The 18770-nt window shown below is 67.2% G+C and carries 18 protein-coding genes; 6 read left to right on the forward strand and 12 right to left on the reverse strand.

What is annotated here, in order from left to right:
• Positions 1 to 23 precede the first annotated feature (23 nt).
• Complete coding sequence (locus tag ACFXHA_RS19485; protein ID WP_379358588.1) at positions 24 to 809, forward strand: FAD-binding oxidoreductase; 786 nt, start codon at positions 24 to 26, stop codon at positions 807 to 809.
• 9 nt (positions 810 to 818) lie between these two features.
• On the opposite strand, the gene ACFXHA_RS19490 is transcribed toward ACFXHA_RS19485, so the two are convergent.
• From ACFXHA_RS19490 to ACFXHA_RS19520, 7 genes are all read right to left on the reverse strand, one after another.
• Positions 819 to 1988: a globin domain-containing protein gene (locus ACFXHA_RS19490; RefSeq protein WP_379358590.1), complete on the reverse strand. Its 1170-nt coding sequence runs from the start codon at positions 1986 to 1988 to the stop codon at positions 819 to 821.
• A gap of 508 nt (positions 1989 to 2496) precedes the next feature.
• Positions 2497 to 2889, reverse strand: coding sequence for a heat shock protein transcriptional repressor HspR (locus ACFXHA_RS19495; RefSeq protein ID WP_379358592.1), 393 nt, complete (start codon positions 2887 to 2889; stop codon positions 2497 to 2499).
• Complete coding sequence (gene dnaJ, locus ACFXHA_RS19500; protein WP_379358594.1) at positions 2889 to 4067, reverse strand: molecular chaperone DnaJ; 1179 nt, start codon at positions 4065 to 4067, stop codon at positions 2889 to 2891. Before dnaJ ends, ACFXHA_RS19495 begins: the two co-directional genes overlap by 1 nt.
• A gap of 66 nt (positions 4068 to 4133) precedes the next feature.
• A complete protein-coding gene (grpE, locus tag ACFXHA_RS19505) occupies positions 4134 to 4766 on the reverse strand; it encodes a nucleotide exchange factor GrpE (protein ID WP_379358596.1) in 633 nt (210 codons plus the stop codon).
• A complete protein-coding gene (gene dnaK, locus ACFXHA_RS19510; RefSeq protein WP_379358598.1) occupies positions 4763 to 6598 on the reverse strand; it encodes a molecular chaperone DnaK in 1836 nt (611 codons plus the stop codon). Before dnaK ends, grpE begins: the two co-directional genes overlap by 4 nt.
• A 210-nt stretch (positions 6599 to 6808) precedes the next feature.
• Positions 6809 to 7576 carry a DUF1707 domain-containing protein gene (locus ACFXHA_RS19515; RefSeq protein ID WP_379358600.1) on the reverse strand — a complete coding sequence of 256 codons (768 nt, stop codon included), beginning with the start codon at positions 7574 to 7576 and terminating at the stop codon, positions 6809 to 6811.
• A gap of 8 nt (positions 7577 to 7584) precedes the next feature.
• The gene (locus ACFXHA_RS19520) at positions 7585 to 8655 is read right to left on the reverse strand and encodes a DUF1707 domain-containing protein (protein ID WP_379358602.1); all 1071 of its coding nucleotides are present in this window, start codon (positions 8653 to 8655) and stop codon (positions 7585 to 7587) included.
• 164 nt (positions 8656 to 8819) lie between these two features.
• On the opposite strand from ACFXHA_RS19520, the gene ACFXHA_RS19525 reads away from it, so the two are divergent.
• Entirely contained in the window at positions 8820 to 9713 is an 894-nt protein-coding gene (locus ACFXHA_RS19525) for an LLM class flavin-dependent oxidoreductase (protein WP_379358604.1), read from the forward strand.
• A gap of 1 nt (position 9714) precedes the next feature.
• Here ACFXHA_RS19525 and ACFXHA_RS19530 read toward each other — a convergent pair whose 3' ends face one another.
• Positions 9715 to 10194, reverse strand: a complete 480-nt coding sequence (locus tag ACFXHA_RS19530; RefSeq protein WP_379358606.1) for an SRPBCC domain-containing protein — start codon at positions 10192 to 10194, stop codon at positions 9715 to 9717.
• 133 nt (positions 10195 to 10327) lie between these two features.
• Here ACFXHA_RS19530 and ACFXHA_RS19535 point away from each other — a divergent pair, with 133 nt between their 5' ends.
• Positions 10328 to 10783 (forward strand): winged helix-turn-helix transcriptional regulator, encoded by a 456-nt coding sequence (locus ACFXHA_RS19535; protein WP_379358608.1) that lies wholly within the window; start codon positions 10328 to 10330, stop codon positions 10781 to 10783.
• Here the strand turns inward: ACFXHA_RS19535 and ACFXHA_RS19540 are convergent.
• The 3 genes from ACFXHA_RS19540 to ACFXHA_RS19550 form a co-directional block, all read right to left on the reverse strand.
• The gene (locus ACFXHA_RS19540; protein ID WP_379358610.1) at positions 10780 to 11670 is read right to left on the reverse strand and encodes an RNA polymerase sigma factor; all 891 of its coding nucleotides are present in this window, start codon (positions 11668 to 11670) and stop codon (positions 10780 to 10782) included. The genes ACFXHA_RS19535 and ACFXHA_RS19540 overlap by 4 nt on opposite strands.
• 187 nt (positions 11671 to 11857) lie before the next feature.
• A complete protein-coding gene (locus ACFXHA_RS19545; protein WP_379358612.1) occupies positions 11858 to 12730 on the reverse strand; it encodes a haloalkane dehalogenase in 873 nt (290 codons plus the stop codon).
• 72 nt (positions 12731 to 12802) lie between these two features.
• Entirely contained in the window at positions 12803 to 13303 is a 501-nt protein-coding gene (locus ACFXHA_RS19550; RefSeq protein ID WP_379358614.1) for a MarR family winged helix-turn-helix transcriptional regulator, read from the reverse strand.
• 113 nt (positions 13304 to 13416) lie between these two features.
• Here ACFXHA_RS19550 and ACFXHA_RS19555 point away from each other — a divergent pair, with 113 nt between their 5' ends.
• The 3 genes from ACFXHA_RS19555 to ACFXHA_RS19565 all read left to right on the forward strand — a co-directional run bounded on the left by ACFXHA_RS19555 (position 13417) and on the right by ACFXHA_RS19565 (position 16973).
• A complete protein-coding gene (locus tag ACFXHA_RS19555; RefSeq protein WP_379358616.1) occupies positions 13417 to 15102 on the forward strand; it encodes an MFS transporter in 1686 nt (561 codons plus the stop codon).
• Between the two features lie 52 nt (positions 15103 to 15154).
• Positions 15155 to 16315 carry a zinc-binding dehydrogenase gene (locus ACFXHA_RS19560; RefSeq protein WP_379358618.1) on the forward strand — a complete coding sequence of 387 codons (1161 nt, stop codon included), beginning with the start codon at positions 15155 to 15157 and terminating at the stop codon, positions 16313 to 16315.
• 124 nt (positions 16316 to 16439) lie between these two features.
• A complete protein-coding gene (locus tag ACFXHA_RS19565; RefSeq protein WP_379358620.1) occupies positions 16440 to 16973 on the forward strand; it encodes a hypothetical protein in 534 nt (177 codons plus the stop codon).
• A gap of 24 nt (positions 16974 to 16997) precedes the next feature.
• On the opposite strand, the gene ACFXHA_RS19570 is transcribed toward ACFXHA_RS19565, so the two are convergent.
• Positions 16998 to 18611, reverse strand: coding sequence for a dynamin family protein (locus tag ACFXHA_RS19570; RefSeq protein ID WP_379358622.1), 1614 nt, complete (start codon positions 18609 to 18611; stop codon positions 16998 to 17000).
• Positions 18612 to 18770 lie beyond the last annotated feature (159 nt).

The following is an 18770-nucleotide window of genomic DNA, read 5'->3' on the forward strand; positions in this document are numbered from 1 at the left end:
GGCTTTTCGATGAGGAGTAGGCGTTGACGATCGGCCCGGATGAGACCGGCCCGCTGTCGCTGGGCGAGCAGACCGAGTGGACCGCGACGGTGGTCGGTGCGCACCGGCTGCGTGAGGACACCACGGTCGTGCGGTTGATCGGGGAGTTCGTGCCGTTCGCGGCCGGGCAGTCGGTGGAGGTGCGCACGCCGCAGCATCCGAACATGGTGCGCCGCATGTATTCCGCGCTGCCGCCGTCACTGGACGGCAAGCTGGAATTCCATGTGCGGACGGTGCCGGGCGGCTGGTGCAGCGGGTCCATCGTGGCCGACTCGCATCCGGGCGACGAATGGCGGATCGGCGCGCCCGCGGGCTGGCTGGCCGTGGAACCGGAGACCACCGATGTGGTGATGATCGCCGACGGGGTCGGGTTGGCCCCGCTGCGTGCGCTGCTGCTGGATGTCTCGCGCCGCGCCGAACCGCCGCGCACCCACCTGTTCGTGGGCGGGCGCTATCCGCGCGACCTGTACGCCGCCGACATGCTCTACCTGCTGGCCGGTGAAATGCCTTGGCTCACGGTCATTCCCGTGGTGCAGGACGAGGAGGACCCGGGCCTGGTCGATCCGTGGTACGAGCAGTGCCGGGTGGATGTCGGCTTCCGTCCGGAGGAGATGATGCCGGGCAGCATCGCCGACATCCCCGAACGCTTCGGGCCGCTCGACCACCACCAGATCCTGGTGTGCGGCGGCGCGGCGATGGTCCGCAACACCATCGACCAACTGGTCGCGATCGGCGCGCCCGCGGAATCCATTCGCTACGAAGGCTTTTAGAGCCGCCTCCTAGAACAGCGGGTCGTGGCGGATGTTGTCGGTGGAAGTACCCGCGGCCATCAACCGGAACTTGGTGGTCTGCACCATGGACGGTGCGCCGACGATCTGCACGTCGCGGTCCTCCCACGCCCCGTGGCTCGCCACGATCTTGCCGATCTGGCCGACCTGCCGCGGCTCCAGTCCCGGGAACTCCCGGGACTCGTCGGAATTGTCGAAGTGCCACCACGGGTTCTCGGTGGACTCGGTCACAGGATGCACGGTGAGCCACTTGTTGGCGCAGGCCAATTGGCTGAGCACCTCGAGATCGTAGAGGTCGCACGGGTAGTGCCCGCCGACGAACAGATCCACCTTCGGGTTGGAGCGGCGCGCGGTCATGGCCATCAATTGCGCACGCAGCGGCGCGATACCGGTGCCGCAGCCGATCATGAGCATCTTGCGGCGGGTATTGCGGGGCACGCCGAGACCGCCCAGCGGTGACCCGATCAGCCACTGCTCGCCGACCCGGGTGTGCCCGACCATGGCCGGGCTGACCCAGCCGCCGGTGACGCCGCGAATGTGGAACTCCAGCTCGCCGTTGGCATTCGCGGGAATCGCGGGCGACAGATAGCGCCACATGCGCGGGCGGGACGGGATCTGCACGCTCATGTACTGCCCGGCCGCGTACTGCATGGGCTGATCCAGCTTGAGCCGCACGACGGCCAGATTGCGCAGCACTTCCCGGTGTTCGATGACCGTGCCGGTCCAGACCGGCGGGGTGGTCTCCTGGTCGGCGGCGGTGATCATGGTGTTGGCGATGACACCGATGCCCTCGTCCCAGGCGCGGCCGATCTCGTCGGTCCACAGCTCGGTGCCGGCGTACGCCTCGAGCGCGCTCTTGAGTGACTTCCCCACGGCCGCATAGTGATCGGGCACCACACCGTACTTGCGGTGATCGCGGCCGAGTTGGGCCAGGAAGGGCAGCAGCCGCTCGGGTTCCTCGAGCCGGTCGACCACGTAGGCGATGGCCTTCACCAGCCGGTCGCGCTGGGCGTCCAGGGCGGCGGGGAAGAAATCGCGAACCTGCGGGTACTCCGTGAAGAGGATGGCGTAGAACGATCGCGCGAGCTTTTCGGGGCCACCGTCCTCCGCAGCTACCGCCTTGAACGTTGTTCTTATCAATGCGACGGTGCGCGAATCCATTTGTGTCACAACCCCATTTCGCAATCGAACGCAGGCGTGACCGGCGAGTGAAGTGCTGCGGGACACTCGACAGCAGCCGTTGCTCAGCAAGTGTAGGCGAGGTTAGCCAGCAACGGAACGGGACGTTTCAATAACACGCCCTTTTATCCTCAAAAACGTGAACGTTGCGGGGTTTAAGAGGCCAAAACAGACTGTTCAACTGGAAAACGCCGAATGACACGGGTTTTCGGACGTCGATCCTGTCAGATCCGTTTTGCAAGACTCAGGAAAACAGCGATCCCACCGCAACCGTGCATGCATCGAATTCCCCTGCAGCATACGGACAAAACTCGTTAATGGTAGGAATAAATAACCTACCGGTCTGTTTTTAATTAACCAGCATAAAGAACTTCGCTAATCCCACAGTCCCCAAGGGCAACTCAGCACATTGCCCGCAACAATCGCATCATGGCGAACGGCAGAAGGCGGTGCCCCGATGGGGCACCGCCTTCGTTATGCGCTTGTCCTGCTACGACTTACGCCGATTCCGGGGCTGCCAGACCACGAGCGCCGTGCTGGGCTGAGGGGTCAGATGCGCGGGCCGGTACCCGGCCCGCAGCCTTTCCACCTCGGCGGTCAACTCGCTCACCCGATGCTGCAATGCCTCGACCTCGTTGGTGAGTTCGATGATCCGTTTGATGCCGGCCAGGTTCACGCCCTCGTCCTGGGACAGGCGCTGCACCTCGCGGAGCAGCTCCACATCCCGATCGGAGTACCGTCGTCCACCGCCGGAAGTGCGTTGCGGCGAAACGAGACCCAGTCGGTCATAGGTGCGCAGCGTCTGGGCGTGCATGCCCGCCAGCTGCGCGGCCACCGAGATCAGAAAGTACTGAGCCTCGGTTTTCTTCGGATCGGAACTCATTACGCACCTGCCCATCCCGCACGTGGATCGAACCCGCTGGTCTTCTCCGCCTCCGCGTAGCGTCGCAGCGCCTCGGAAGCATTGTCATCCAGCTTCTGCGGGATCGCGACCTTCACGGTGACCAGCAGGTCACCGGCGCCGCCGTCGCGCTTGGGCACACCGCGCCCGCGCACCCGCAGGGTCCGGCCGTCGGCGGTGCCCGGCGGCACCTTGACGCCCACGCGGCCGTCCAGGGTGGGCACGGAAACCGTGGTACCCAAGACCAATTCGGCATAGGACACCGGCAGCACCAGGGTCAGGTCGTCGGCATTGCGGCCGAACACCTTGTCCTGGCTGACGTGCACGGTGACGAACAGGTCGCCCGGCGGCGCGCCGCGCAGACCCGCCTCGCCCTGACCGGCCAGCCGGATCCGCTGCCCGTCGCGCACGCCCGGGGGAATGCGCACGGTGATGGTGCGGGTCCGATTCTGGATGCCGCTGCCACGGCAGTCGACACACGGATCGTCGATGATCGACCCGGTGCCCCGGCAGTCCTCACACGGCTCGCTGAAGCCGAACGCGCCCTGATTGCGGCTGACCACACCGGAGCCGTTGCAGTGCGGGCACACTCGCGGGCTGGTGCCCGGCTTGGCGCCGCTGCCGTGGCAGGTGGTGCAGGCGGCCGGGCTGGTCATGCGCAGCGGAACGGTCACGCCCTGGGCGGCCTCGCGGAAGCCCAGGGTGGTCTCGGTCTCGACATCCGAACCGCGCCGCGGACGCGACGAGGTGCGGGTGCCGCCCCGATTGAACAGACCGCCCAGCAGATCCCCGAGACCACCGTCGGCAGCCCCGGCATTAGCGCCGGGACCGAAGATGTCACCCAGGTTGAACTCGCCGCCGGAGAACCCGCCCGGCTGACCGTAACCGGCCCCGGGCGTGAACCCGCCGCGGCCGAAACCGCCGCCGGCGAACAGCTTTCGTGCTTCGTCGTACTCCTTGCGCTTCTCCGGATCCGACAGCACGGCATTCGCCTCGCTGACGGCCTTGAACCGATCCTCGGCCGTGCTGTCCCCGGGGTTCTTGTCCGGGTGCAGGTCACGGGCCAGCCTGCGATAGGCCTTCTTGATCTCGTCCTGGGTGGCGCTGGAGGAAACACCCAGATCCTTGTAGAAGTCCTTCTCGAGCCACTCTCGATTCACCGGGCATCTCCTCCTTTCTCTGTCGATGACATTGCTGTCGATGACGCCGAAGGCGTCGGTAGGTGATTACTCAGTGCCAGCGGCATCGGTGCCAGCGTTCTGCGTATCCGGCTGCGCCGCAGCCAGATCCGCGACACCGTCGGTGACGCCGACCAGCGCGTGCCGCAGCACGCGATCGCCGAAGCGGTAACCCTTGCGCATCACCAGGGCGAGCACGGGGTCGACCCCGCTGCCCTCGTGCTGCACGGCCTCGTGCAGGGTCGGGTCGAAAGGCTCGCCCTCCAGCCCGAATTCCTCGAGGCCCTGCTTCTGCAGGGCGGTGACCAGCTTGTCCGCGACCGACTTGAGCGGCCCGTTGTCGAGGTCACCGTGCGCGCGGGCGCGATCCAGATCGTCGAGCACCGGCAGCAGTTCGCTCACGACCGTCGCCTTGGCATTGTCGATGGTGGCCTTGCGGTCACGCTCGACACGGCGGCGGTAGTTGGCGTACTCCGCCGTCAGACGCTGCAGATCGGCGGTGCGCTCGGCCAATTCGGCCGTGATCGCGTCGGCGAGGACGTCCGCGCCGGCTTCGGGAGAACCCTCGGCCCCGAGGGCCGCGGCGGAATCCGCCGCGGCCTCGAAGACCTCACCCGTCGCTGCGAAGCGTCCCTCGAACTCTGCCGGATCGATGGTTGGTTCCGGGTTCTGGTTCGTCACTTCTTCTCAGGCTCCTCGACGACCTCGGCGTCCACGACGGTGTCGTCGGACTGCGGCGCGTCACCGTTGCCCTGGGCGGCCTGATCGGCGGCCGAGGCCTCGTAGATGGCCTGACCCAGCGCCTGGGACTCGGTGGCGAGCTTCTCCACCGCGGTCTTGATGACCCCGATGTCGGTGCCCTTCAACGCTTCCTGCGCCTCGGCGATGGCCGCCTCGACCTTGGTCTTGACGTCGGCCGGGACCTTGTCCTCGTTGTCCTTGATGAACTTCTCGGTCTGGTGCACCAGCGACTCGGCCTGGTTGCGGGTCTCCGCCTCCTCGCGACGCTGCTTGTCTTCGGCAGCGTGCGCCTCGGCGTCCTTCACCATGCGGTCGATCTCCTCCTTGGACAGGCCGGAGCCGTCCTGGATCTTGATCGTGTTCTCCTTGCCGGTGCCCTTGTCCTTGGCCGTCACGTGGACGATGCCGTTGGCGTCGATGTCGAAGGTGACCTCGATCTGCGGCACGCCGCGCGGGGCCGGCGGGATGCCGGTCAGCTCGAACGATCCGAGCAGCTTGTTGTGCGAGGCGATCTCGCGCTCGCCCTGGAAGACCTGGATCTGCACGGACGGCTGGTTGTCGTCGGCCGTGGTGAAGGTCTCCGAGCGCTTGGTCGGGATCGTGGTGTTGCGCTCGATGAGCTTGGTCATCACGCCGCCCTTGGTCTCGATACCCAGCGACAGCGGGGTGACATCGAGCAGCAGGACGTCCTTGACCTCACCCTTGAGCACACCGGCCTGCAGAGCGGCGCCGACGGCGACGACCTCGTCCGGGTTCACGCCCTTGTTGGGCTCCTGGCCGCCGGTCAGTTCCTTGACCAGGTCGGACACGGCGGGCATACGGGTCGAACCACCAACGAGCACAACGTGATCGATGTCGCCGACGGAGATGCCGGCGTCCTTGATGACCGACTGGAACGGCTTGCGGGTGCGGTCCAGCAGATCGGAGGTGATCTTCTGGAACTCGGCGCGGGTCAGCTGCTCGTCGAGGAACAGCGGGTTCTTGTCCGCGTCAACCGTGATGTAGGGCAGGTTGATCGAGGTCGACTGCGAGGACGACAGTTCGATCTTGGCCTTCTCGGCAGCCTCACGCAGACGCTGCATGGCCATCTTGTCCTTGGTCAGGTCGATGCCCGAGGTGCCCTTGAACTTGTCGACCAGCCAGGAGACGATGCGCTCGTCCCAGTCGTCGCCACCGAGGTGGTTGTCACCGGAGGTCGCGCGGACCTCGACGACGCCCTCACCGATCTCCAGCAGGGACACGTCGAAGGTGCCGCCACCGAGGTCGAAGACCAGGATGGTCTGTTCCTTGTCGCCCTTGTCCAGGCCGTAGGCCAGCGCGGCCGCGGTCGGCTCGTTGACGATGCGCAGGACGTTGAGGCCCGCGATCTGTCCGGCTTCCTTGGTGGCCTGGCGCTGCGCGTCCTCGAAGTAGGCGGGGACGGTGATGACCGCGTCGGTGATCTCCTCACCGAGGTACGCCTCGGCGTCGCGCTTCAGCTTCATCAGCGTGCGCGCGGAGATTTCCTGCGGGGTGTAGCCCTTGCCGTCGATCTCCACGGACCAGTCCTCGCCCATGTGGCGCTTGACGGACCGAATGGTGCGGTCGACGTTGGTGACGGCCTGGTTCTTGGCGGGCTGACCGACAAGCACCTCACCGTTCTTGGCGAACGCGACGACCGACGGGGTCGTACGCGATCCTTCCGAGTTGGCCACGACGACCGGTTCGCCGCCTTCGAGAACGGCGATGACAGAGTTCGTGGTCCCGAGGTCGATACCGACCGCACGAGCCATGGTGATTCCTCCTGTGTTGACGTACCTGAGTGCCTGAGGCACTTCATCTCAGAAACACTGAGCGTGGTCCGCTCAATCCTGCACCCGCCGGCAGCGGTATGCAACTTGAACTTGAGTCCGACCCGCTCAACCTTACTGACCTGTGCCAACCGAAGGCGCACGTCACCTATTCCCACACCACAAAAAAATTCTTGCAGGGGATGCGACCGCTCACTTGGGCGGGTAGACCGCCACGGGTTCGCCCTGCGCGGTGACGGTCAAATAGCCGCTCTTGCCGTTCTCACCGACATAAATGCTGACCACCGGGTTGCCATCGGCGCCATGGGCGATCTCGACATGACTGATCCGGTCGCCTGCCAGGCCGAGGGTTTGCGGCGCGCCCGCGAGCAGGGCGGCGAGCTTCGGCAGGTCCAGCAGCGCCATATCGAAGACGTCCATATCCGGGGAGCGGGGCGTATCGGACCAGGACTGGAAGGTGCCGTCGTAGCGAATCGAGGCATCACGCGCCGATGCGTCTTTGCGGCGCGCGATGATCGCGTAGGTGGGGAACAGCAGGACCTGGTCGGCCTTGGTGTCTCCGTAGTGGCCCTTGTAGGCGGCCACGAAACTGGCCAGGCCCTGGCCCGTGGTCGGGTCGGGCAGTGGGGGTTTGGGTGCGGCGGTCCGCGAAACGCAACCGGCGAAAGCGCCCAGCACGGCCGCCGCCACCAGGATCGCGGCCGCCACTCGCCAGCGGGTGGAGGGGCCACGCCGATTCGCCCGCACCACTGGCGAATTCACCAGATTGCGCGGAATCTGCAGATCCGAGAGCACCGCGTCCAACTCACCGAAGGTGGTGGCCGCCATGGCTTTCGCGGTGCGCTGGGTGTGTTCGACGGCGGAGAGCTCGCCCAGTTCATGGGCCGCGTCGAGCAGAGAGCAGGCGTCGACGCGATCGGAGTCGCGGGCCCGCAGTCCTTGGGAGCGTGTATCAGCCATGATCTCGCCTATCCACCGAACGCCGAGGTGCGTACGATCCGGCCATCCGGAGTGACTTCGAGGTAGCCGCTCTCCTTGGCCGTATTGCCCACAGAGATGCGCACGAGAGGACCATTCGCGGTGCCCACGATATCGAGGTTGTCGACGACGCCGTCCGGCACTTTCGTCAGGTCCGCGGCGCGGGCCTCCACCGCCGCGATCGCCTGGACATCGAGGGCCGCCAGATCCACGGTCGGGGTCTGCGGCGACCTGGTCTCGGGCGCGGTGCCCAGATCGAAGCCGCCGCGATAGTAGTAGCGCGACTGCCGATTGGGCTGCGTCCCACGCACCACCGAGGCGTAGTCGGGGAACAGGTCCGCCGAATCGACGATGGTGTCACCGAACTTGCGGCGATAGGCGTCCCGGAAGTAGGTGAGCCCTTCCGCCTCGGTCAGCTTCAGCCGGGGCAGCACCAGCGGTTTGATCACGCCGATGTCGACCGACGGTGGCCCCGCCGCCCGGTCGGCGGGCCGGTCCACCGCGATGAAGGTCCCCACCGCGACCGCGATGCTGGCCGCCACCACCCCGATGGTGAACCAGATCTCGCGCCGCGAGGTCGGCGGCTCGGCATCCGGCGGCGCGTCGGCGGGCCGTTGCAGATCGTCGGTGAGCTGCGCGAGATCACCCAGAGTCTTTGCGCCCCCGGCGAGTTCGGTGAGCGTGCGATGGTCGTCGACGCTCAGCTGACCGTCCGCCAGCCCGGCGTCGAGCAGCTCGCACGCGGCCTGCCGATCGCTGTCGCGTGCCCGCGTCCCGGGTGGATACCCGCCACCGGCCTTGCGCCGCACCCGTTTTCCGGCGGCGTTCAGGTTCACGGCCTTGGCGCTCGGCTGCAGATCCCCGATCAGCCGCTGCAGCTCGCCCAGCGTCTGCGCGGCCTGCGCCCGCTCCGATCGCTGGTGGTACTCCTCGACCCCGAGTTCACCCTCCTCGTAGGCGGCGTCCAGCATGGCCCGGGTGTTCACGCGGTCGATGTCCCGTGCCCGCATCCGTCCGGACGCGGCGGCATCCCCGGCCGTTCCGGACGATCTGGAGCTCACGCGGGGATCGTAAACGGAATCCGGCCACGCCGCGCGGCTTCGGGATACGGAGTCACCACCTCCGCAGACACGCCCGGGTGCGGGGCGGACGTCCGAAATGCCGGGTATCACCCGGACCGCACACGAAGATCTGAATCGTCGATTTCCGCTGGTGAGGAGGCTCGATGCAGGCAAGATTCGGTATCTCGATCCCGCCCGTCGCGGCCGCACTGCCGGACGTCATCGATATGGCCGTGGCCGCCGACGCCGAGGGCCTGGATCTGGTCGGGATCCAGGATCATCCGTACAACGCCGAATTCGGGGACGCGTTCGCGGTGATCGGGGCCTGCCTGGCGGCGACCGGACTGGTCAGCGTCTATCCGGGGGTGGCGAATCTGCCGCTGCGCACGCCCGCCATGCTCGCCAAACAGGCCGCCACCTTCGATCTGCTCAGCGGTGGCCGGTTCGAATTGGGTTTGGGGTCCGGGGCTTTCGAGAGCGGCGTGATCGGGATGGGCGGACCCGCCCGCAAGGGACGCGCGGCGCTGATGGCACTCGCGGAGGGGATCGCCATCATTCGCGCGGAATGGCGTCCGGGACAACTGGTTTCGGTGGTGGGCACCGAATACACGGTGCAGGGCATCGAGGGTGGGCCCGCACCGGCTCACGATATCGGCATCTGGCTCGGCGCCCTGGGCCCGCACGCCCTGGACCTGATCGGGTCGGCGGCCGACGGATGGGTTGCGCCACTGCCGAATTGGATGCCGTGGGAGCAGTGGGCCGGAGCCAATGCGCGCATCGATGCGGTGGCGCGCTCGGTGGGGCGCGACCCGCGCACCATCACCCGGATGGCCGCCCTGCCGGGCGTGGTGAGCGATCGGCCGCTGCACCCGAATCCCCGTGGCTCCGACCCGATTCACGGCTCACCGCAGGAGTGGGCCGAGATCATCGTGGATCTGGCCCGCAACGCGGGTTTCGACACCTTCGTCTACTGGCCGCCGGGATTCGATGTCGACCAGGTGCAGCGTTTCGCGCGGCAGGTGGTCCCGCTCGCGCGAAAGCTGCTGGGCGAGGGCTGAATCAGGCTCGCGCGGCCTCGATCGCCTCCCGCTGACCGGGCAGGCCGCCGGGCAGTCCGACGCCGGTGACGACCAGGTCGCGCAGGCTCTGTGTGACGTAGAAGGTCCATGCCGGTGAACAGACATCGTGGCACTCGTAGGCCGGGACCAGGCCGATCTGGGTGAAGCGCAGTTCGGTACCGCCCTCGGTTTCGGTGATGTCGAAGTGGATCTCGTTGTTCACCCACTCGGTCTTGTCCTCGACGAAGTTCATCCAGTTGTCCTTGATCAGCCAGATCACGCGGCGATCGGGCACGACCTCGGTCAGCTCGATCTCGCTGCGATGCACGCCGGGGACCTCGTAGACGAAGGTGTCGCCCTGGCGTTCGGTGCCGCCGGCGATGTCCTCGCCCCACCAGCCGCGGGGATTCAGGACGGCGGCGAAAACCTCGGCGGGGGTGTGGTCGACGGTGAAGCTGACAGTGAAGTTCTGATCAGTCATGGCGAGTCCCGTTTCTCAGGATCGGAGTGAAGGTTTATGCAGGCATTTGCCTGCGTAACTTACTTGCATGACGATAGCGACCTTACTTGCATCACACAAGCGGATACGCCAATCTGAGGTCATGTTGGGACGCATGTACGAGGGAGAGGTCTGCTCGGCCGCACGCACGCTGGAGGTCGTGGGCGAGCGCTGGAGCCTGCTCATCGTGCGCAATGCCATGTTCGCGGGCATGACCCGGTTCACCGAGTTCCAGCGCGGGCTCGGCATCGCGCCGAACATCCTCACCAAGCGGCTCGCCGAATTCGTCGAGATCGGCATCTTCGAGCAGCGCGGCGCACCCGGCCACACCGAATACACGCTCACCGACAAGGGCCTCGACCTGAAACCGGTGATCCTCGCGCTCACCGCCTGGGGCGACCGCCACGCGGCTCCCGACGGGCCGCCCATCACCTACCGGCATCCCGGCTGCACCGGGAAAGTCGATGTGCGACTGGAATGTTCGGACTGCGACGCCACCCCGGAACTGGCGGAAGTGACCGCCGAACTCGCTCAGTGGGCCTACGAACGCAAGTTCGGCACCGCGAACTAACCCAGCATCGGGAATCGTCCGGACCGCAGCAGGCCCGCGATGGCCTCCATCTTCGCCTGCGGCGCAGCGTAATCCGGGTGCGCGCCGAGCACGGCGGCCGCATCGTGCAACCGCACCATCTGCTCCTCGGCCCGCTCGACACTGCGACCGCCCGGCGTGATCGGGTGCGCGGCGAAAGCGGGGCGGCGCGGATCCACCCGCCCCAGCTCTACCGCCTTCTCCACCCGCCGCGAACAGCGGCAGAAGGCCTGCGGATTCGCCAGCCCGCAGGTCGATTCGAGGAAATTGCCGAGCCGTTTCCGGGCCCGCTCCACCCGCTTGCGATACGCGGCGGGCGTGGCATCCACGATCCAGGCGGCCTCGTCCGAACTCACCTCGAAGACATCCGCGAGCACGTACGCGACCCGCTCATCGCGGCTGAGGCATTGCAGCATGGCCTGACTGCAGTTGAGCCGCGTCTCCTGGATCAGCACGGTGGCTTCCGGCCCGCGGTAGTCCTCCTCCGCCAGGCCGTCTTTCAGCCCTTCGCTGTACTCGTCGAAGCTGAGTTGCCGCATCTCCTGCGGCGTTTGCCGCTTCAGATTCAGCAGATAGTTGACACCGATGCGATAGGCCCAGGTGGTGAGCCTGGCCTCGCCCCGGAAGCTCGCCAGATTCCCGACCGTCCGCAGCAGGATCTCCTGCGTGGCGTCCTCGGCGTCGGCGGGCCGCCACACCATGCGCAGCGCCAGTCGATAGATCGGATCCTGCAGCAGCCGAACCACATCCGCGACGGCGGCCCGATCACCGGCGACAGCGCGGGCGACCAGCTCGCGATCCGTGTCCGCCGAAGCCTCGCCGGGGGCGATCTCGAACTCATCTCCGGCGCTGCTCGATTCGGTCTGCATCCAGCCAGCTTGGGCGCGAATTACACAGCGCGCAATGGGATACGCCGGACGCGAGCAGGAACGGGCGTCGTCGAGAGGTGAGCGCCGAACAGGGATCGCGGGGCGAGGAAGTCCTCGCCCCGCGATCGGCCCTGCCACGGCGAATCCAGGCTAACCGGTCGAACCGGTCGGTTGTGGGAGGGGATTTTCAGGCCTCGACCCGGGTCGAGGTGAGCGCGTGGCGGCGGATCCAGTCGGCGACGGCCGAGCCGATCTCGTCCGGCCGCTCCTCCGGGCAGTGGTGACCGGCCGGGCCGATATTCACCGTTTCGGCGGCCGCGAAGGTTTCGGCGGCCCACCGCACCACCTCCGGTGAACCCAGGCCCACGCCCTGATCCACATGCATCACCAGCTTGGGCACCTCGGGGGTGGCGGCCATCCAACGGTCGTAGTTCTCGACGATCGCGACGGTGTCGCCCGGTTCGCCGATGATCGGGAACTCCCGCGGCCAGGCCAGCAGCGGCTTGCGCGACTCCGGGGTCGGGTACGGCGCGCGGTACGCGTCGTGCGCCTCGGCGGTCAGGGTGGGAATCGCGGTGGGCAGGTTGAATTCGATGAACATATTGTCCTCGAGGATCATCTTCTCGCCCTCCGGCGACCAGAACCGGCGGAACAGTTGCTCGCCCTGCGGCGGCAGGTCCGACCAGTGCAGCGGGCGCAGGAATGTCTCCACCACGGCGATGCCGCGCACCCGGCCCGGGTGGCGAGCGGCGAAGTCCATGCCGAGCGCACCGCCCCAGTCATGACCGACGATCACGACGTCGTCCAGACCCAGGGCATCGAACCAGGCGTCCAGGTAGCGGGCATGGTCGGTGAAGCGGTAGTCGCTCTCGGGCTTGCCGGAGGCTCCCATGCCGATGAGATCCGGTGCCAGCACGCGGTTCTCGCCGCTCACGTGCGGAATCACATTGCGCCACAGGTAGGAAGAGGTGGGGTTGCCGTGCAGGAAGACGACGGGAACGTCTCCGCTGCCGGTGTCGGAGTAGTTGATGTACGAGTCGAGAACGTCGATGGTGGCCATGGCCGGTGTCCTTCCGGGTGAATTGCCTACACCTGGTTGGACACGCGCCCCGAGCGGCTGTGACCGGACTGCTCAGTGATCCGCGTCACAGATCTTCTCGCCTTTCAAGCCCGGGTGAATCCCTGGCGTCAGCCCATTGCCGACGGCGGCCCGCTGCAGCATGGCGACCAGCACGGAGCGGTCGGCCGGATCGAGCGGGGCCAGCAGCTCGACGTCCAGGCCGCGCTGCAATTCGGTGGTGCGCGCGATCATCTCGCGCCCGGTGGGCAGCAGGTGTACGGCATGCGCCCGCCGGTCCACCGGGTGCCTGCGGCGTTCGACCAGGCCGCGCTTCTCCAGGTCGTCCACGAGTCCGACCATCACATTGCGATGAATGCCGAGCGCTTCGCACAGCTGCTGCTGCGACTGCCCGTCATTGGCCTCGAGGATGCGCAGGCAGCCGTGCTGCGCGGGTTTGAGACCCAGCGGCGCGAGCAGCGCCGTGAACCGAGCGGACGAATGGGATCCCAACTGCGCCAACAGGAAAGCGGCGCTCTCGTACAGCGGTGGATATGCGGGATCGACGTCGGTCACCCGTCAAGAATACAGCAACGCACCAATCATGATTGCCATCTTGTTTGATAATCACTTCAGGTGCATAGTTTGAGAGGTCGATCCACCCCCTGATTGCGAAGAGAGCTCGCCCCATGGATACCGACAACACCCCCACCCTCGATCCACGTCGCTGGATCGCCTTCGCCGTCGTGCTGGCCGCCGGATTCATGGACCTGCTCGACGTCACCATCGTCAATGTGGCCGTACCCAGCATTCAGAAAGACCTGGGCGCGGCCTACTCCCAGATCGAATGGATCATCGCCGCCTACGTGCTGTCCTTCGCGGCCGTCCTCATCACCGGCGGGCGGCTCGGCGACATCTTCGGCCGCAAACGGCTGTTCCTGATCGGCGTCACCGGATTCACCCTGGCCTCACTGGCCTGCGGCGTCGCCACCTCCCCGGCCTTGCTCATCGGCTCCCGCTTCATCCAGGGCGCCATGGCCGGGCTCATGGTGCCGCAGATTCTGGCCATCATTCGCGTCACCTTCCCGAAGGAGGAGCGCGCCAAGGCAATCGCCGTGTACAGCGGCGTCGGCGGCTCGGCCTCCGCGGTCGGACTGTCCCTCGGCGGGCTGCTGGTGCAGGGCAATCTGTTCGGCCTGGAATGGCGGCCCATCTTCCTGGTGAACGTCCCGGTCGGCATTGCCGCGCTGATCGCGGCGGCCGTGGTGATGCGGGATTCGCGGTCCGCCAACCCGCCCCGCCTGGACGTCGTCGGCATGGTACTGGCCGTGTCCGCGGTGCTACTGCTGGTGTATCCGCTCAACGAGGGTCGTCGATTGCACTGGCCTGCCTGGACTTTCGTCATGATGGGCGCAGCGGCGGCGGTCTTCGCCGGGTTCATCGCCTACGAGCGGTGGCGCTCGCGGACCGTCGGCTCACCACTGATCGATCTGGCACTGTTCCGCAATCGCGCCTTCACCACCGGCCTCGCCAGCTGGCTGCTGTTCTGGGTCGGATTCGGCGGCTTCTTCCTGATCTGGACGCTGTTCATGCAGGCCGGGCTGGGCTGGTCGCCCATGCGCGCCGGACTCACCTCGGTGTTCTTCGCGGTCGGCGCGGGGATCGGGGCGGGTGTGTCGGTGAGTGCGCTGGCCCCGCGCTTCGGAAAGTGGGTGCTGCTGGTCGGCGGGCTGATCACGGCGGGCGGCTTCGGGCTGTACGGCGCCATGGCCACGCATTACGAATCCGCCTTCACCTCTTGGCAGATGGTGCTGCCGCTACTGGTGACCGGCATCGGCTTCGGCATCGTGGTCGCGCCGACCATCGACATGCTGCTCGGGCAGATTCCCGACCGTGAGGCGGGCGCTGCGTCCGGACTGCTGAACACCGGTCAGCAGCTGGGCATGGCGCTCGGGGTGGCCCTGGTCGGCATCCTGTTCTTCACCCAGCTGGATCATGATTCGGCGCGCGGCGTGGATTCGGTTGCCGCCCAGACCCGTACCGAACTGTCGGCGACCGGGCTGCCCGACACGGCGCGGGATCAGATCCTGGCGGGCTTCCGGGCTTGCGTGCGAGATCGGTCGGCGGAGGTGGATCCCTCGGCGGTGCCGGCCAGCTGCCAGTCGGGTCCGGCCATGAATCCGGCTGTCGCCCAGACCCTCTCGCACGCCGGCGAGCGGGCCAATGCGGTCAACTTCGCGCACACCTTCGACTTCACGCTGCTGTGGGGCATCGGGCTGATGGCCCTGGTCTGCCTCGGATTCGCGACGCTGCCGGGCAATACTCGGCTCGGACAGCACGAAATCGAGGAGGATGACGAACTGGTCGCCGTCTGACGGCAGGTGGTGAAGAATCCGAACTGTCACCGTCTTTCGACAGGAGTCCGTCATGCGCGCCGCAGTCTGTACCAAGGGTGAATTCCGGGTCGAGGACCTGCCGACTCCCGTCCCCGGGCCCGGCCAAGTGCTCGTCAGCGTCACCCGCTGCGGCATCTGCGGCTCGGATCTGCACGCCCGCACCCACTGTGACGATATGGCCGATCTGGCCGCCGCCACCGGCTACGACCACTTCATGCGGTCGGATCAGGCCATCGTCATGGGGCACGAATTCACCGGTGAGATCGTCGAATACGGGCCCGGCACCCGCCGCCGCTGGAAGACCGGCACACCGGTGGTGGCCATGCCCATCCTGCGCACCGGCCGCCAACCGGAACTGACCGGACTGTCGGCCAACGCGCCCGGCGGGTACGCCGAACACGTTCTGGTGCAGGAACCCATGACCTTCGAGGTCCCCAACGGTCTCTCGCCCGACCACGCCGCCCTGACCGAACCCATGGCGGTGGGCTGGCACGCCGTCCGCAAGAGCCGGATCACCAAGGGGCAGACGGCATTCGTCATCGGCTGCGGTCCGATCGGACTGGCCGTCATCAGCATGCTGAAAGCGGCCGGCGTGCGCACGGTCGTCGCCAGCGACTTCTCCCCGCGCCGCCGCGAACTGGCGAGCGCCTGCGGCGCCGATGTGGTGGTCGACCCCGGTACCGAATCTCCTTGGGCGGCAACACCCAAGCCGTCCCGCATCACCGGCGCGAGCGACATTCTCAACCTCGGCTTCGACGCCATGGAGCGACTGCGCCGCATCCCCGGCCTCCCCTGGTGGCAGGTGTTCCGCCTCCTGCACACCCTCGATCGTGGCCCGTCCGGCCCGGTCGTCTTCGAATGCGTCGGCGTCCCCGGCGTCATCGACCAGATCCTCACCGCCGCACCGCCGATGACCCGAGTCGTCGTGGTCGGTGTCTGCATGCAACAGGACGCCTTCCAGCCCGCCACCGCCATCAACAAGGAAATCGAACTCCGCTTCGTCCTCGGCTACGACCCCGGCGAATTCCGCGACACCCTCCACATGCTCGCCGACGGCAAGGTCGACCCCTCCCCTCTCCTCACCGGGACCGTCGGCCTCGAAGGCATCGCCACCGCCTTCAGCACCCTCGCCTCCCCCGACCACCACGCCAAAATCCTCGTCGACCCCCGCAGCGACCGAACCGCGCCCTGACCGGCGGAGGCGCATCATCGCAGGTCAGTGCGGGTCGAACCCGAATTGACAACCGGCAACCAACCCGCGAAGGTGATTTGCTGAAAGTTGTCTACAGGGGGTACTCATGCGCTTACTTGCCGGAATGTCTCGAACGATCACCGTTGCGGCATTGTCGCTTGCTTCGGTATTCGGCAGCACTGCCCTCGCCTCGGCAGATGTCGTATCCCCGGCGCAACCGCCCTGGCCGATCCCGCCGATCGCGGAGAGCGGCAGCGCCATCGGCGACACCATCGCCTGCCGAATCAACTATCGGTTCTGGGCCGAGACCGATCCCGGTCGCCCGGGTCATCTGATGATCGAACTGCAGGCGCTGGGCATCGATGCTCTTGCCGCCGGATCCGCCGACCCCGATTCCTGCGGTCAGTGGATGACCGTCCGCTGGAACTCCACCGACCTGAACGACATCGGCACCCTCCAGCTGGATGAACGACAGGTCTACCTGCAGGCGGGCCGGACACCCGGTGAGCCGATGACCTTCGACGTCGACGTGACCAGGTTCGCCGCGGGCAGCAGGGCCCAGGTGATGTTGACGCTGGGATCGCGGACGGGCAGCTATGTACCGTTCGCCTCCTGGATCGAGCCGCCGACCGTCGTCGGCTACCAGTTCACCGTGTAGACGTGGCTTCCTCCCCGCACTCGGTCAACGCGGCGTGATCCGCGCGAACGGGGTGGTCGGGGGCTCGTGCAGGATGTCCAGGAGACCCTCGGCGCTGCGGGCGGCGGTGAGGCAGGCGTTGGCGAAGAACTGGTCGGCCAGGGGGTGGCGGCTGCGGGACCGCCATTTCTGGACGGCCGCCAAGGCCGCCGCGCGTTGGGTCGCCAGGTCGGTGTGACTCGGCAAACCCAGTCGCAGCGTGGGTGCGACGCCGGTGCCGCCGATCAACCGGTGCAGTTCGGCGAGATCCTCGGCGGGCAAAGGCAATTCATCCGAACGCAGGCGAGCCAGCAGGCGGAGCTCGGCAAAGCCGTGGACGTCCGCGAGCAGGGTACGTACCCGTGGCAACAGCGCATCGGCGGCTGTTCCGGTATTGGCGGTGAGGATGCGGGCCAGGGCGGTCAGGGCCGAGTGCGCCTTCAAATCGTCGGCGCGCTGGGCGAATTGGACGTCGAGTACGGTGCGTAGTTCGTCGAGGCCGCTGCGGTCGGTGAGTTCGGCCGACAACGCTTGCGAGCCACGGACACCGAGACGGATCAGGGTGACCGCCAACCGGATTCCGAACAGGCCGAAGCGGGCTGCCAGGTGGGCGCGCAGTTCCGCCGGGACCGGCAGCGGCAGGTCCGGGTGGGCGAAGCGGTCGGCCGACAACAGGGCCGCGGTCAGGTCGTCCACCGGGATCGACGCCAATGCTTCGAAGGCGTCGTATTCGCGCTGGCGCAAGGTAGCCGCGGCGAAGGCCAGCAGGCCCGCGACCGGAATCACCGACTGGCACAGGCCGGTTCGCTCCAGCTCCGTCGCGAAGCGGGAGGCGACATCGCGCGCCGAATGCAAGGCGTCGATGCGCCCGGCCCCGATCTCGTCGGCCCTCGACACCACGCCGATCACCCCGAGCGGGCCCGAGAAGCCTTGCGGCGCACCGCTGATCCCGGTCGATCCGGCGCTGCCCGCCGATCCCGCACCGATGCGTTCCAGGAAGTCGATGTCGGCGGTGTCCAACCGGCGCAACAGGTAGAGCACCGCGTCGGCGGGCGGCAGCGCCGGACCCGGACCGCCCGGCGTCAGCAGCCGCGAGGTCCGCGCCGACACCTCCCGCGACAGCGAGGAGATACCGGGCGTATCGATGATGATGGTCTGCGCCAGCTCCGCCGACGGCCACTCCACCGACAGCTGATCCACCTCACGCGGCGTCGGCGAATTCCAGCGCAGCGCCGACAGATCGAAGGTGAGCCCGTGCGCGCCCGGCAGTCCCTCGGCCCCGCGCCCGCGCCGCACCACCACATCCGCGCGGGCACCGTCGGCGCTGTACGCGGTGACCCGTGGCGCGGTGCCATTGCGATACCAGGTGACCAGGCGCGTGCACTCGGTCGCGTCGGTGGGCGCGATGTCCTGCCCCACCAGAGCATTCAACAGCGTCGACTTCCCAGCCTTGAGCTGACCTGCCAACGCCACCCGCAACGGCTCGTCCAGCCGCCGCGCGCACTCGTCCAGCTGCGCACGCACCCGCGGCCGATCACCCAGTGACCGCCGCGCGGCGGTCACCAATCCGCGGGTCTCCGGCACCAGCCCGTATCCGACACCGCTCGCGTCGTCCCTCATAGGCTCCCGATTCCGCAGTACATCGCACCTTCGTGCGTCCGCAAGGCATTCGGCGGACCACGGGGAATCGTTAGCAGGTCTCCGCAGCTCTCACAGCCGATTCCCAGTTCCGCGAGCCGGGTTCACGACCCCCGTGCAGCCTAGACCGCGAGGGCGAGG

Source organism: Nocardia sp. NPDC059240, assembly GCF_042753865.1.
Classification (GTDB): Bacteria; Actinomycetota; Actinomycetes; order Mycobacteriales; family Mycobacteriaceae; genus Nocardia.

Coding starts and splice junctions, on each gene's coding strand:
- ACFXHA_RS19490 (WP_379358590.1), bottom strand. CDS start 1,988: ATGGATTCGCGCACCGTCGCATTGATAAGAACAACGTTCAAGGCGGTA.
- ACFXHA_RS19530 (WP_379358606.1), bottom strand. CDS start 10,194: ATGACTGATCAGAACTTCACTGTCAGCTTCACCGTCGACCACACCCCC.
- ACFXHA_RS19515 (WP_379358600.1), bottom strand. CDS start 7,576: ATGGCTGATACACGCTCCCAAGGACTGCGGGCCCGCGACTCCGATCGC.
- ACFXHA_RS19560 (WP_379358618.1), top strand. CDS start 15,155: ATGCGCGCCGCAGTCTGTACCAAGGGTGAATTCCGGGTCGAGGACCTG.
- ACFXHA_RS19565 (WP_379358620.1), top strand. CDS start 16,440: ATGTCTCGAACGATCACCGTTGCGGCATTGTCGCTTGCTTCGGTATTC.
- ACFXHA_RS19570 (WP_379358622.1), bottom strand. CDS start 18,611: ATGAGGGACGACGCGAGCGGTGTCGGATACGGGCTGGTGCCGGAGACC.
- ACFXHA_RS19495 (WP_379358592.1), bottom strand. CDS start 2,889: ATGAGTTCCGATCCGAAGAAAACCGAGGCTCAGTACTTTCTGATCTCG.
- dnaK (WP_379358598.1), bottom strand. CDS start 6,598: ATGGCTCGTGCGGTCGGTATCGACCTCGGGACCACGAACTCTGTCATC.
- ACFXHA_RS19525 (WP_379358604.1), top strand. CDS start 8,820: ATGCAGGCAAGATTCGGTATCTCGATCCCGCCCGTCGCGGCCGCACTG.
- ACFXHA_RS19535 (WP_379358608.1), top strand. CDS start 10,328: ATGTACGAGGGAGAGGTCTGCTCGGCCGCACGCACGCTGGAGGTCGTG.
- ACFXHA_RS19540 (WP_379358610.1), bottom strand. CDS start 11,670: ATGCAGACCGAATCGAGCAGCGCCGGAGATGAGTTCGAGATCGCCCCC.
- ACFXHA_RS19555 (WP_379358616.1), top strand. CDS start 13,417: ATGGATACCGACAACACCCCCACCCTCGATCCACGTCGCTGGATCGCC.
- ACFXHA_RS19545 (WP_379358612.1), bottom strand. CDS start 12,730: ATGGCCACCATCGACGTTCTCGACTCGTACATCAACTACTCCGACACC.